10 protein-coding genes and 1 pseudogene are annotated in these 13,295 nt (G+C 68.8%); 5 read left to right on the top strand and 6 right to left on the bottom strand.

The genetic code is table 11. The features are described from left to right. The first annotated feature begins 195 nt into the window (after nucleotides 1-195). A complete protein-coding gene (locus tag K9S39_RS40945; RefSeq protein ID WP_248868351.1) occupies nucleotides 196-1,386 on the top strand; it encodes an acyltransferase family protein in 1,191 nt (396 codons plus the stop codon). Nucleotides 1,387-2,148: 762 nt separating this feature from the next. On the opposite strand, the gene K9S39_RS40950 is transcribed toward K9S39_RS40945, so the two are convergent. Further along, the gene (locus K9S39_RS40950; RefSeq protein ID WP_248868354.1) at nucleotides 2,149-2,649 is read right to left on the bottom strand and encodes a metallophosphoesterase family protein; all 501 of its coding nucleotides are present in this window, start codon (nucleotides 2,647-2,649) and stop codon (nucleotides 2,149-2,151) included. A gap of 368 nt (nucleotides 2,650-3,017) precedes the next feature. On the opposite strand from K9S39_RS40950, the gene K9S39_RS40955 reads away from it, so the two are divergent. Together K9S39_RS40955 and K9S39_RS40960 are read left to right on the top strand one after the other, a co-directional pair. After that, the gene (locus K9S39_RS40955; RefSeq protein WP_248868355.1) at nucleotides 3,018-4,379 is read left to right on the top strand and encodes a M64 family metallopeptidase; all 1,362 of its coding nucleotides are present in this window, start codon (nucleotides 3,018-3,020) and stop codon (nucleotides 4,377-4,379) included. Nucleotides 4,380-4,838: 459 nt separating this feature from the next. Further along, on the top strand, nucleotides 4,839-5,528 hold the full coding sequence (locus tag K9S39_RS40960) for a maleylpyruvate isomerase family mycothiol-dependent enzyme (protein WP_248868356.1): 690 nt from the start codon (nucleotides 4,839-4,841) through the stop codon (nucleotides 5,526-5,528). A 71-nt stretch (nucleotides 5,529-5,599) separates the two neighbouring features. Here K9S39_RS40960 and K9S39_RS42235 read toward each other — a convergent pair whose 3' ends face one another. The 5 genes and pseudogenes from K9S39_RS42235 to K9S39_RS40980 form a co-directional block, all read right to left on the bottom strand. Then, nucleotides 5,600-5,725 carry a hypothetical protein gene (locus K9S39_RS42235; protein WP_283113352.1) on the bottom strand — a complete coding sequence of 42 codons (126 nt, stop codon included), beginning with the start codon at nucleotides 5,723-5,725 and terminating at the stop codon, nucleotides 5,600-5,602. A gap of 188 nt (nucleotides 5,726-5,913) precedes the next feature. Next, a pseudogene (locus K9S39_RS40965) lies at nucleotides 5,914-6,088 on the bottom strand (IS256 family transposase); the annotation flags it as partial. A 6-nt stretch (nucleotides 6,089-6,094) separates the two neighbouring features. Continuing rightward, entirely contained in the window at nucleotides 6,095-9,025 is a 2,931-nt protein-coding gene (locus K9S39_RS40970; protein WP_248868360.1) for a helix-turn-helix transcriptional regulator, read from the bottom strand. A 548-nt stretch (nucleotides 9,026-9,573) separates the two neighbouring features. Further along, the gene (locus tag K9S39_RS40975) at nucleotides 9,574-10,953 is read right to left on the bottom strand and encodes an amidase (protein WP_248868361.1); all 1,380 of its coding nucleotides are present in this window, start codon (nucleotides 10,951-10,953) and stop codon (nucleotides 9,574-9,576) included. Then, entirely contained in the window at nucleotides 10,950-11,147 is a 198-nt protein-coding gene (locus K9S39_RS40980; protein WP_248868363.1) for a hypothetical protein, read from the bottom strand. The genes K9S39_RS40975 and K9S39_RS40980 overlap by 4 nt, the downstream gene beginning before the upstream one ends. Nucleotides 11,148-11,446: 299 nt before the next feature. Between K9S39_RS40980 and K9S39_RS40985 the strand changes: the two genes are divergently transcribed. Together K9S39_RS40985 and K9S39_RS40990 are read left to right on the top strand one after the other, a co-directional pair. Then, a complete protein-coding gene (locus K9S39_RS40985) occupies nucleotides 11,447-12,478 on the top strand; it encodes an acetylserotonin O-methyltransferase (RefSeq protein WP_248868365.1) in 1,032 nt (343 codons plus the stop codon). A gap of 4 nt (nucleotides 12,479-12,482) precedes the next feature. Beyond that, a complete protein-coding gene (locus tag K9S39_RS40990; protein ID WP_248868367.1) occupies nucleotides 12,483-13,277 on the top strand; it encodes a dienelactone hydrolase family protein in 795 nt (264 codons plus the stop codon). Nucleotides 13,278-13,295: the final 18 nt, after the last annotated feature.

Consider the following 13,295-nt stretch of genomic DNA (forward strand, 5'->3'; position numbering starts at 1 on the left):
GAGAACACTTCTCCGGTGAGAACACTCCTCTCGACAACCCGGCGTCCCGTCCGTTCCGTTTCCGGCTTCGTGTCCCAGAGGCAGCCACTGTGAAGTCTTGATCATGTCAGCCTGATCCCGGGCGCCCGACCCACACATCCCCGCACATGTGAGTGGCGGTCATGATCCTGGGCGTTCTCTCACAGGAGTCCCCTCATGCGCCCCTTCCCCCGGCCGCCGTCGCAGTCGCTCGTTATGGCCGACCGAGCCCTGAGCGGCCGCCTGGACGACGGGACGGCGAAGGAGCGCACACGCTCCGGGCCTGGGCGGTTGCCTTCTCTGACCGGTCTGCGCTTCATCGCCGCGGGCGGAGTCGTCTATACGCACTGCGCGTTCTTGATCCACCCTCACTCCGTCCAGACCATCGGCCTCCACGAGTGGGTGGGCGGAAGTTCGGTATCGCTTTTCTTCATCCTCAGCGGCTACGTCCTCGTCCACTCCGCCCGCCCGACCGACACCGCACGTGGATTCTGGCGTCGACGTGCCGCCAAGGTTCTTCCCAACCACGTGGTCACCTGGTCGCTGATGATGGTCGCGCTCGCCGGCGCCGGTGCGGCGGCCGCCACCAGCAATGCTGGATTAGAGGCCCACCTCTCCAGTCTCTTTCTGGTGCACTCCTGGATTCCCAGCCAGCGGTTCGTCACGGCAGGCAACCCCGTTGCCTGGTCCCTGGCCGCCGAGATGTTCTTCTACCTCCTCTTCCCCGTACTCCAGCCATGGATCGAACGACTGACGCTCCGTGGACTTCTGGTCGGCTCGGGATTCGCCCTCGCCCTCGTCTGGACATGGCCGGTGCTGTGCGAGGGCATCATCAATACGCGCGGAGCCTTCTTCCCCGAATACTGGTTCCTCTACGTACTGCCCCTCACGCGCCTGCCCGAATTCGTTCTCGGGATGATGGCAGCCCGTATCTCCGCAACGGGATTCCGGCTGCCGCGCATCGGCGTTCTCCCCGCCGCGCTGGGCGTCATCGGCACGATTGTCGTGGGCGACACCTGCCTGCCGCCCAGGTTCATGTACGCGGCCGCGACCGCGTTCCCGCTCGTGCTCCTGGTTTACGCCACCGCGGAACTGGACCTACGCGGCCGACCGTCGCTGCTGCGTACGCGCCCCCTGGTATTCCTCGGCGAGATCTCCTACGCCATCTATCTCACCCATTTTCTGGTGCTGGGATCCGTCAATCTCGCCCCGAAGGATCATGTAAGCCGTGTCTGGGTGGTGGTGATCGGCGTTCCCGTCGTCCTGCTGGCCTCGTGGCTGCTGTACGTCCGGGTGGAGCGACCGTGCGTGCGTCGCCTTTCCGCTTCCCGCGCCCGCACGCGGGCTCGTGCGGCGACAACCTCGTGATTTCCGCCAGTTCAAAGGCGCGATCACTGAGGCCGGATTCCTCGAAGTCGACGTCCTGGACCCGGGTTCCGTCCCGCAGATAGTTGGCGAGATTGCCGGCCCCCGGGCCGAAGACCGCTGAGGCCTCCCGCATGGCGTCGGCTTCCAGCCCCGACCGGGCCAGCCACCTCAAACCGTCATCCACGGCCCGGCGCACCAGCCCCTGCGCGCTGGGCGAACCGCCGTGGCCCACCTGCCGGGTTGCCTGATGAGCTCCCTTTGATGCCCCGGCCTCAGCGGAACTCCGCGGACAGACAACGTCCGGCGGCACAGCCCCGTGAAGCGCGGTCACCACCTCGACCAAGGCATCAGGCTGCTCGGTCCCGATGGGACTGCCGCGCAGCGGAGCACCGGCAAGCCGGGACATCACCAGAACCGGCTCATCGGCTGCGAGGTCTGCCTCACCCCTACCTTCGGCCGCCGACCGTGTTGTTGCAGCCCTTCCTCGAACCCATCGGGGTCAACTGCGAGGTGTTGACGACCCCGAGCTCACCGAGGACGTCAGGGCAACTGCCCGGCCGTAACAGGCGGAGGCGCGTCCGATGCCCCCACCGAAAGCCCCCGTAGGCGTACGCGCAGACGCAGACGCAGACGTCGACCCTGACGATCGTCCTCCGGACGGGGCGGCTGGGGCTGTCGCTGAATGTGTGACACGGCCCGGATCAGTCCGTCCGCGCCCTGCGTCGCGTGTGGGGCTGCCGGAACATTCGACAAGCCCCCACGCTACCCGCGGGGCAGACGATGCAATTCCACCGCTCCGAGCCGGCCCCCGCTGACCTCCGCCGTCATATACGTGCAGTACGACTGTCGTCGGCGGTCGGTCGGCGAACCGGGATTCAGCAGCCGCAGCCGGTCGTCGGCGAGGGAGTCCCAGGGGATATGGCTGTGGCCGAAAACCAGCACATCGAGCCCGGGGAACCGCTCGGCGCAGCGGCGTTCACGCCCCTGCGCAGGCCCGGTCTCGTGCACCACACCGAGCCGCACGCCCTCCAGTTCCGCGTACGCCACCTCCGGCAGCCGAGCCCGCAGTTCCGGTCCGTCGTTGTTCCCGTACACCCCGATCAGCCGCGAAGCCCGAGCCTCCAGCAGTTCCAGTGTGGCGGTGTCAACCCAGTCACCGGCGTGTACGACGATATCGGCGCGCGCCACTTCGTCGAGCAGCTGCTGGGGCAGCGTCTTGGCGCGCTTGGGAAGGTGGGTGTCGGAGATCAGCACAAGTCGCACGAGGCCGACCGTACCCGCCTGACGTCCGAACCTGTCGCGTCCTGTACTCGCCGCGCCGATGCCCTTGGAGGCGCCTGCCGTCTGCGCCGTGGTCCCGACAGCCGCTTCCGGCCAGTCACCGCGCCGCTGCCCATGCTGCCCGTGGCGCCCATCGCGTCCTCGTTCCTCATGCTCAGCCGATCCATACGGACCTCGCACGTCCACCCCTGTCGTGCTCTGAACCCAGTCCCCACCGTCCCGAATTCGTCTGCCCCAGCACCCCCTTGGACACCAACCGTTGCCTGGTGCCTCCGAAGCCTTTACGTTGAGCCGCGCCTGAATCCGACTCAACCGTCGTCGGCGCGACGGGCTTCGGAAGGAAACCCCCCATGGGCAAACACACCCCCATACGAACCGCCTCCACCCCCACCCCCAGACGCCTCTCCATACGTACCGCCATCTCCGCCGGCATAGCCGCCGCGGCACTGCTCGCCACCCCAGCGGCCACCGCGGCCACGGCCCAGGACGCCACCCGCACCCCGGTCCCGCCCCAGCACAACCAACCCACGCAGCAGGTCGAGTACTTCACGGGAGCGGGCACTCACCCCCGACACACCACCGTCCCGGCCCCAGAGCCGCTTTCCCCGTCCGAAAAGGCCGCGATCGCCTCCGATGGCGACGTAACGCCCATCGTCCAGAACGGTCCCGTCGAGACCAAGCTCGACGTCGTCTTCATCGGCGATGGCTACACCGCCGCCCAGCAGGAGGACTTCCACGACGACGTCCGCGCCAAGTGGGCGAAGATCAGCGCGGTCGATCCGTACGCCTCCTACACCACCCTGTTCAACGTCTGGGCCGTCGACGCCGTCTCCAACGACTCCGGCGTCTCCGGCGACCCGACACAGGACGTGGTCCGCGACACCGCTCTCGACTCCGCCTTCTTCTGCAGCGGCATCGAGCGACTGCTCTGCGTCGACACCGGAAAGGTCGAGTCGTACGCCTCCAAGGCCCCGGCCGCCGACCTCGTCGTCGTCCTCTCCAACTCCACCAAGTACGGAGGCGCGGGCTACAACGACATCTCCTCGCAGCTCGGTTACGACGGTATCGCCACCGCCTCCTCCGACAATGACCGGTCCGATCAGATCGCGGTCCATGAGACCGGCCATTCACTGGGCAAGCTCGCCGACGAATACGACTACGGCCAACCGGGCACTTACACCGGCCCCGAGCCCGCCGAGGCCAACATCACCACCTTCTCTGCCGACGAGATGACCGCCCGGCAGCAGAAGTGGTACCGCTGGATCGGCGAGCAGTCACCGGACGGCGGCACGGTCGGCGCGTACGAGGGCGGCGGCTACTACCGGTACGGCCTCAACCGTCCCACCGAAAACTCGCTCATGCGGACGCTCGGCCGCGAGTTCAACCTTCCCGGCCGCGAGGCGATGATCGCGGGCTTCTACCGTTACGCCGACGTGCTGACCAGTCCGGTGGCCACCGACCGCATCCTGACCGGTCAAGACCGCATGCACGTCACAGTGCCCGCCTCCGTACAGGTCACGTGGCTGATCGACGGCCACGAGACCAAGTCCTCCCGTGGCAGGACAACGGTCACACCCCGCACCCTCGGCGTCCCCGCCGACGGCCGCACCCACACGGTCACCGCCAAAGCCATCGACCGCACGCACGCGGTCCGCGACCCGGCATTGCGCAAGCTGCTCTCCGGGTCACTGAAGTGGCGGGTGGCTCGCTAAGCAGTTCTTGGATGAGCAGGGGAGATCGCCGTTGCCAGGCACCGCCCGGCGACGGTGATCACCCGCCGGCAGAAGCGACCACCGCCACCGAGGGCGGCGGTCGCGGCGCGCAGTCCGGTGTCGTCGCGGCCGACTTCCCGTTCCGTGTCACGGCGAGTGATCGAGAGTCTTCGTGGTCACGCCGGGAGCACCCCGTCTCCTAGGGCGGCTGGAGCCGGACCGGTGCCGTGGGCGGCAATGGCACCCTCACGATCGACCACCGCCCGAGGCCCTTCCTGTCCGCTCGGTGACCTGCGACAGCCCGACGCTCCGGCCGGTGGGATTCGTCGGCGGTGCGCAAACTCGTCGTGTCTCCGTGGGTGTTCGCGTTCGGTCGTGCACGTCCAGGGCGTGTACCGGAAGTGGATCAAGGGCTGGGCTGCGACAGCGGTCAACTCGCACATAGCCCCTGATGAACTGGTGCCTAGAGTCTCGCGAGCGCATGCCCGGGTCCTGGCACTGCTCGATCGTCTCGTTGACCGGCACAAGGACGCAGACTCTGCCCTGCCCGGGTGGACCCGCGGGCATGTTCTCAAACACCTTGCGGACAACGCACGTGCCTTCGACAGGCAGGCACGGGCCGCTCTGCAAGGCCAGGTCATCGATATGTACGACGGCGGCCGGAGCGGACGTGACCGGTCCGTCGACGAAGGTGCCACCCGGCCCCTGGCGCAGCTGCGTGCGGAACTGAAGCTGGCCCAGCAGGCTCTGGAAGACACCTGGAGCGGGCTGACGGCAGAGGTCTGGACACGCAGGGTCCGGTTCCGCCATGCCACGGTGCGCGATACCGCGCTGGCACGGTGGCGAGAGGCAGAGATCCACGCCGTCGATCTCATGGCCGGCTACCGCCCCCGCGACTGGCCGCTGGACTTCGCCCTGCACGCTGTGGAGTTCTTGTCCACTCGTGCTCCAGCGGGCACCCGGCTGGTCTTGCAGGCCACCGACCACGAGTTCACCCAGGCCATGGGTACCGGAACGACAGTCGAGGTCTGCGGAGCCGTACGTGACCTCGCGGCCTGGATGGCCGGCCGCACCATCGACGGCCACCTGCACACGAACACTGTCCACCTGCCGGAACTCGGTCCGTGGCCCCCCGACCCGGCAGACTGACCAGACCGCCCACGCGGACCTGAACCGGTGCGGCACCCGCGCGACGAGCAGCGCGGAGCCTGCGGAGCCGCTCAAGGCATGTCGGTCATCGAGTCGGTGAACTGCGCACGTCCTACGGCGACCGCGCCGTCGTCGACGGTGTCTCCTTCACCGTCCAAGAAGGCGAGCGATTGCCGGCCCCACGCTTGAGGCACCATCCCCGAAACCGGGGCCGACTCCTACCGCTTCGTCGGCATTCCGAGCCGTGGCCGGTCTCCGGCGACGGAACCACATGGGGTATGTCAGCGTCCGCCCGGACGTCCCCAAGATCGTGAACGCTGACAGAGGGGCTCGCCCATGACGGGAACGGCTGCCCGCTCCGGGACACGTCGACCTCAACCGGGCCGAGGATCCTCTTCGTCAGCTGCTGCAGCAGCCCGCCCCTCGCCGGACAGTCTGCTGCCGTCAGCTTTCGCACGGTCCACCAGCCGGCTGAGCAGCTGGTCGTCCAGAGCATCCGGCTTCAGCTCGGTCGGCTTGACTTCCTCCACGGCCTCAGCCGAGACGGCCACGTCTGTCATCGGGTGTCATTTCCCGTTCGGAGACCCACCGTTGACCCATACAGACCCACAGAAGGCGGCCGTATGCATACTGTCGTCTGTGTGGGCTCCCAGCGCGAGAGGGCGGGGATCGTTCTGCGCCGTTCGATCACGCACACGCGCGCGAGGGTCCTCCAGATCCGCGAGAAACCGCGGCAGCTCCGAACGCTGCTTCACGTTCAACTTGCGATAGGCGCGGGTCAGATGCTGCTCGACGGTGCTGACCGTGATGAACAGACGGCTCGCGATCTCGCGGTTGGAGCATCCGGTCGCGGCCAGCGCCGCGACCCGCCGCTCGGCGTCGCTCAAGGGTTCCATCCCCTCGGCCTCAACGGTCTGAGGGCTGTCGAGTAGGCCGAGGGTGTGGCGCGCCAGTCGGTGCGGGCGCTCTGCCCCGCACTCCTGGGCGGTTCGCAAGGCCTCCAGGCCCAGCGTCCTGGCTGCGTGGAACGAGCCCAGCTCTTGGTGTACGCGGCTGAATTCGGCCAGAGCGCAGGCGAGTTCCGCCTGTTCGCCGCACGACCTGAGCAGGCCGACCGCCTCGTTCAACAGCGCCGGGCGGTCCTCGATGTCCTCGGTGGCAGCCAGTACCCGCAGCGACATCCCGCGAATGCGAGGGCCGTTTCCGCCCGGCATGGAGAGCTGTTCGAGGACCAGGGCTCGTGCCTCGTCCCTGCGGTTGAGATGGATGTGGGCCTGGGCCAGGTCGCTGCGCCATGGAACGATCTCTGGAAGGTCGAGCGACCACTTCTGCATGAGCTCACCGCACCGGTGGAAGTCCTGGTAGGCATCCTGCGGATTGTTGATCGCCAGATGGTGGTGCCCGCGCGCGTGCAGGTACCGCAGTCCGGACGGGCACTCGAACATGCCGTTCGGCACGGCCTGGCGGAGCAGCCGTTCCCCTTCGTCGTGCCGCCCAAGGCCGGTCAGCGCCAGCAGTTGAACGGAGAAGGGGAGGCCGATCGTCACGCCCCAACTGCGGGTCGACAGCAGACGGAGTGCCTGCTGGGCCAGGTCCACCGCGTCCTGCAGGGCGCCTCGACGCAGGGCTATCGTGGCCTTGGTCGCGGTGAAAAGCCCTTCCCAGGTGGTCGCGCGACGAGCGCGCGCCTCGTTGAGAAAGTACTCGCAGTGGACCTCGGCCTGGTGCGGCCGGCCCACGTGGATGAGCGTGGAGAGTGCGAACTGGACATCACCGAGAGTCGTGTCGGACAGCCGGAGGGCGGCCAGCGCCTGCCCGGCCCATTCGGCCGCTTTGTCGTGCAGGCCGTCGCGCAGGGCCGAGTTCCCGTGGGCGAGTGCGGTGACCCAGCCGGGTGTGGTGACCCAGCCGGGTGTGGTGGCGTTGGGGTCGCTCGCCACGCTGGCCGCGGTCAGTCCCCAGCTCGGCACCTGGATGCCCGTGTGCAACCACTGCTGGAAGTGCTCCAGTGCCGTCTGGTGCGCCGCCTCGTCCGATCCGGGCGCACCGGAGGAGGACTGGAGTCGCGTCAGGAGTTCGCGGGCCTCCTCCGATCGGTTGTGCCAGAAGAAGTAGAGAGCCACAGTGAGCGCGTCCTGCCGCTCCAGGAATCCGTCGCGCACCGCCTTCTTGAGGGGCGTGAGGTGGCGCGCGGCGGCCGAGGGGTCCCGATGCCACGTCTCGCGTGCCAGCGAGAGGGTGAGGGACGCGCGTAGCGGTTCTTGCCGGCATTCGCGTTGTGCCAGTTCGAGGCACTGAAGGGCGAACTCCACCCGGTCATCGGCGCATGCCTGGGTGCCGGCGCTGTGCAGGACGGAGATGGCCCACTGCCCGGGGATCTTGTCGGCGACGATCAGGTGCTGGGAGACCTCGGTGGCGTCCGCGCCGTTGTCGTGCAGCAACTGGGCCGCGTGCAGGTGCATGTCCAGCCGGTCCTCCAGGGGCTGGGTCTCCAGTACGGCGGCTCTTATGGCGGGGTGCCGCAGTCGGCCGTCGCACAGTAGCCGTGACTGGACGAGGGAGCGCACGATCCGTTCGACCCGTGCCGGCCTGATGCCCACGAGTTCCCCCACCAGCGCCGGATCGGCCCTCACACCGAGGACGGCGAGTGCCCGGGTCACGGCGATGGTCCGGTGGCCCCAGCGGTACAGACAGGCGAACACAGCCTGACGGAACGATTCTTCGGTGCGCGGAGTGGGGGGCAGCGCCTGCTCGTCGCCGACCGCGTGCAGCAGACCGTCCTCGACGAGCCCCCTCAGCAGGAGCGGGTTGCCGCCGCAGACTTCGTGGTAGGCGGGTGCGATCCGGGCGGCGGTGGGCTCATCCACATGCTCGGTGAGCACCTCGGCCACCTCGGCCACGGAGAGCGGCTGAACGAGGATGCGGTGGCAGTTGGGCTGGCGCAGCAGCTCCGCCCGGAAGGTGGGGTGGGCGGGTGACGTCACGATCCACTCGCTGATCAGCACGAGCAGCTTCTCGCTCCTGAATCTGCGCAGTAGGTAGAGCAGGATCTGGAGAGAGGGGGCGTCGGCATGGTGTACGTCGTCGATGGCGATGACGATGGTCCGGCCGGCGGCGCGTTCCTGGAGTGCGGAGCACAGCGAGCCGGCGATGCGCGCGGTGGTCTGTCGCATCGGCACGGGCTCCTGGTTCGGCGTGTCCTGGCTGAGCAGCGCGGTCACCTGGCTGTCGGCCCAGGTCCGTAGTTCCCTGTCGTGGACGCCGTGGCACAACTGGCTGAGCACCCCGAAGGGGTGGGTGCGTTCGGCACGGGAGCCGATGGCGGTGAGAACCAGCGCCCCGGAGGAGCTGATCTCTTCGGTGAAGCAGTGCAGCAGGGTCGTCTTGCCGCTCGCCACCGCCCCTTCGACGATTACGATCTGAGCCTTCTGCTGCTCGGACTGTGAATAGAAATCGGTCAGCAATCCTGCTTCGACCTTCCGTCGCGCAAAGCGCATTCGCCTTCCCCTTACGCAGGAAGCGCCGGCGCCATATTTTAGGGATTCTTTGGCTGTGGTTGAGTTTCCCTTTTATTTCTGTGGTGCGGGTGGCGCTCCGTATGTCCTTGTTCGGCAATCTACCTCATTTACCTGGGAGGCGATCCAGTCAATGTGGCCGATTTCATCCTGGGAAGTCCCGAGGGTTTTTCGGCTCGCCGACCGCGGGCGGTTCGTCTTGTGGCGTGGCGGAGTGGCTTGCCGGCAGGGCTGCCAGTGAGCTCGCGTTACGCAATATGAATTCTCGGTAAATCGTTGAGCTCGTCGGCAGCAGGTGCCGGCGTGCGTCCGGCCGGTCGTGCGACGGTGGGAGAAGACGTGGCCAAGCCTTGGGGGCGATACGACCGCGCCTGCGGAGGCCGCGGCAGATCCGGCCGCCGTGACCTGGCCCGGCGGGACGGGCCCGGCGGGACGGGGGAGCCGTTCCTGGGCCGTACGAACGTGGTGAGGCCGGCCCTCGGCGGGGGTCCGAGGGCCGGCCGGCTCTGGTGACGTACTGCCTGGTCGGCTCAGGCTCCACTGGCGGTCGGCAGCGAGTCCGAGGTGGCCTGTGGCCAGGGGCCGCCTGCCAGTGTCTCGATCTCGTGAGCCACGGCGACGAGTGTCTGCTCGTCGTGCGGACGGCCGAGCAACTGGAGGCCGAACGGCACGCCGTCCTGACTGGTCCCGAACGGCAGGCTGACGGCCGGCAGTCCCGTGAGGTTCGCGAGGTGCGTGAAGCGCGTGTAGGCGAAGGGCGTGAGGTCGGTCCGGCCGTCCTCCATCGGCAGCCAGAACTCCCCCCGGGGCACGGCGGCCACGGCCGTCGTCGGCATCAGCACGGCGTCGACGTCCTGCCACGCCTCGCGCCACGCGTGGAGCACCTTGGCACGGAACCGCTGCGCGTCGATGTAGTCCCGGGCGGGCACCAGCGAGCCCTCTTCCAGACGCTGCCGAACTGTCGAGCCGTAGGCGTCGAACTGCTCGGCCATGTAGGGCCGGTGGAAGGAACTCGCCTCGGACATCATGATGATGCGGACCGCGTGGCTGACCAGTTCGGCAAACGGCAGCTCGATCGGCGCCACCTCGACGCCTGTCTTCGTCAGCAGCCGCCGGGCCCGCTCGACGTTGTCGGCCACCTCGCCGGAGACCTGGTTGAACAGCGGCCCGGTGGCCAGGCCCACGCGCCGGCCCGCGAGAGTCGTGCGCGCGGCGTCGGGCAGTGTGGTGCCGGACAGGGCGCCGATGACCGTCGCGCAGTCGCGCACCGACCGGCCGAGCGCTCCGACATGGTCGAGGGACCAGGACAGCGGCACCATCCCGGTGGTGCTGATCGTCCCGTAGGTGGGTTTGAAGCCGACCGCGCCGCAGTGCGCGGCCGGGATGCGTACCGAGCCGCCGGTGTCGCTGCCGAGGGCGACGGGGCTGACGCCCGTGACCACCGCTGCGGCGGCTCCACCGCTGGAACCGCCCGTGTCGCGTTCCGGCGCCCTCGGGTTGGTCGTCGCCGGACAGTCGACGCCCAACCCGAACTCGTCCATCCGGGTGGTGGCGAAGATGACCGCGCCGGCCTCGCGGAGGGCGGCGACGGCGTCGGCGTCCCGCTCGGCCGCCGGGCCCGTCCGCACCGCGGAACCGGCGGACGTGGGCAGGCCGGCGACGTCGTAGAGGGACTTGACGGTGAGCGGAATGCCGTCGAGCCGGCCTCGGCGCTCACCGCGGGCGATCCGCTTCTCGGCCTGCTCCGCAGCCGTGAAGGCGGCGTCGTCGAACCGCGCGGCCAGGACTCCGCACTTCGGGTCGACCTCGTCGGCCCGGTCCAGGAACGCGCGCAGCAGCTCGGTCGGGCTCAGGTCGCCCCGCGTGAGGGCCTCGTCGGCCTGCGTCAGCGTCAGCTCGAAGAGGCTCATGTGCCGCTACCCCAGGAGGGGCTGAAGGAGCCGGCCACGGGGGTGCGTCCGAGGTCCACCCGGCCGAGTTCGGTGGCCGACCACAGGAGCCCGGCCCGCCGCATGTCCAGTGCCTCCCAGCGCTCGCGGGGAATGTCCAGTCTGGCATTCGCCAGCAGTATCGCCAGGCCTTCTTGAGGGTCGTCGTCACTCACCCATTGCTCCTAGCCTCTGGCCTCGGGGAAGGCGTGTTCGCCGATGCCATGACGCTACGATCCGGCGACCGCGCCGACCAAGCGCCACGATCCCCTATTCCTTCCCCTATTCCTTCCATGGCCCCGGCTAGGGGCCGGTAGGGGTTGAGGCCGGGCCCCTCGCTTTCCTTATCGTTCCAAGCACGGTTTCCCCGTCGGGAACCAACCAACTTCAGCGAAGTCTCCCCCGGACCCTTGCATTCGCCAGTAGCGCGCTGAATCTCCGCAAGGACCGAGAACGCCGAAAGGATTCGTACCCCATGGACCTGGACCTGATGCAGCTTTCCGGGATGGGCTGGTTCTCCAAAACCCTTGAGGCGGCAGCCAGGTTGCAGGTGGCCGACGAGCTGGGTGACAGCACGATGACCTATCAGGAAATCGCGGAGCGGGTCGGCGCCGACGCCGACGCCCTGCAGGCGATACTGCGTTCGCTGTCCGCGCTCGGCGTCTTCGCCCACCTCGGCGACGGGAAGTTCGCCAACAGCCCCCTCTCGCACCGGCTGCGCGACGACCACCCGCAGTCGATGCGCCACTACGTCATCCTCGCGGCCGGCCTGTACACCGACACCTTCGGCAACGTCCTGCACACCGCGCGCACCGGTGGGTCGGCCTTCCGCGCCCTGCACGGCACGAACATCTACGGCTACCTCGAAAAGCATCCGGAGGACGCCGACCTCTACGACAACGCGATGGAGGACCTCACCCGGCCGGTCTCCGCCGAACTGGCGCGGACCTACGACTTCTCCGCGGTGCGGTCGGTGATCGACCTCGGTGGCGGCCGGGGGGCCCTGCTCAAGGGCCTCCTGCTGGCGCACCCCCATCTGACCGGCATCGTGGGGGAGCGGGCCGACACCTGCGCGCGCGCCGCGGCCGATCTGCGGCGGATCGGCAGCACGGACCTGCTGGAGCGGCTCTCCTACGTCGAGACCGACATCCTGAGCAAGGTCCCGGGCGGCTACGACCTCTACACGCTCAAGAACGTCCTGCACAACTGGAACCCCGAGTCCTCCGTGCGGATCCTGCGCAACATCCGGGCCGCCCTGACCGGGACGGCCGAGCAGCCGGGGGGCCGGGCCCCCCGCCTGCTGGTCATCGAGCCGCTCATCGAGCAGGAGGCCGACTGGATGCGCGCCCTGTTCCAGATGACCGTCTCCCAGGACGGCACCGAGGGACGCACCGAGGAGGGCCAGATCGCCCAGCTCGAAGAGGCCGGGCTGACGGTGGAGCGGGTCATCCGCCTCGCCACCGGCCACTCCGTGTTCGAGAGCCTCCCCACCACGAGCGAGCGCTGATCCGATGACAGAAGACGGCACGTCCACCTGGCGCCCGCTGCGTTCGGCTCCCGGCGCCGACACCTTGGTGCTGGCCGTGGACTACGCGCTCACCGGACGTCCGGAGGCCACGTTCAGCGACCTCGCATCCGTCCTGCCCTCGTCCTGGGCGGTGTGGGAGACCCGCCAGCCCGACACCGGCCGACCCGACGCCGAGGGCTACCTCGACTTCTGGCTGTCCGACCCGGGGCTCTCCGGTACCAGGGTGGACGCGGTGCTCGGGTACTGCATAGGCGGCGTCTTCGCGGCCGAACTCGCCGAGCGGCTGTCCCGGGCCACCGGCGAGCCCGTTCCGGTCCTGCTGTTCGACCCCGAACCGCCCCTCGTCGACGGCCTGGCGACGGACGCCCGGTCGGCTGTCGAGGGCCTTGGGTCGATGCTCACCGCGGAGCAACTGCGCGACGCTCTCGACCGGCTCGACACGTCCGAGGCCGCAGCCGCCGACGTCCCCGACCTGGCGGGGGAGCTCCGGGGCATCTACACGACGGCGGCCCGCACGGCCTGCCGCTCCTCGGGACTCGACGAGGACATCGCGGACCAGCTGACCTCGGCCTTCGTCAGGTATCTGCAGTACTCCAGCGCGGCCGGCCGCCTCTTCGCCGAACCGGCCTGGAGCCGGGCGACCGTGGTCAGCTCCGCCCAGCCCACCCGGTGGGCCGACTGCGGCGCCGACCGCGTCGACTGCCCCGTACCCCACGCACAGCTCCTGGCCAGTGCCTGCGCCGCCGACGCGGTGGCCGGCGCCGTGGAGCTCTACTGAGTGCCCCCGAGAGGAGCC

Origin of the sequence: Streptomyces halobius (genome assembly GCF_023277745.1) — a bacterium.
Lineage (GTDB): Bacteria > Actinomycetota > Actinomycetes > Streptomycetales > Streptomycetaceae > Streptomyces > Streptomyces halobius.

Bases quoted from the DNA above. Each gene is read 5' to 3' on its own strand.
- K9S39_RS40990 (WP_248868367.1), top strand. From the start codon at position 12,483: ATGACAGAAGACGGCACGTCCACCTGGCGCCCGCTGCGTTCGGCTCCC.
- K9S39_RS40985 (WP_248868365.1), top strand. From the start codon at position 11,447: ATGGACCTGGACCTGATGCAGCTTTCCGGGATGGGCTGGTTCTCCAAA.
- K9S39_RS42235 (WP_283113352.1), bottom strand. From the start codon at position 5,725: ATGGTGCCTCAAGCGTGGGGCCGGCAATCGCTCGCCTTCTTGGACGGT.
- K9S39_RS40970 (WP_248868360.1), bottom strand. From the start codon at position 9,025: ATGCGCTTTGCGCGACGGAAGGTCGAAGCAGGATTGCTGACCGATTTC.
- K9S39_RS40955 (WP_248868355.1), top strand. From the start codon at position 3,018: ATGGGCAAACACACCCCCATACGAACCGCCTCCACCCCCACCCCCAGA.
- K9S39_RS40945 (WP_248868351.1), top strand. From the start codon at position 196: ATGCGCCCCTTCCCCCGGCCGCCGTCGCAGTCGCTCGTTATGGCCGAC.
- K9S39_RS40975 (WP_248868361.1), bottom strand. From the start codon at position 10,953: ATGAGCCTCTTCGAGCTGACGCTGACGCAGGCCGACGAGGCCCTCACG.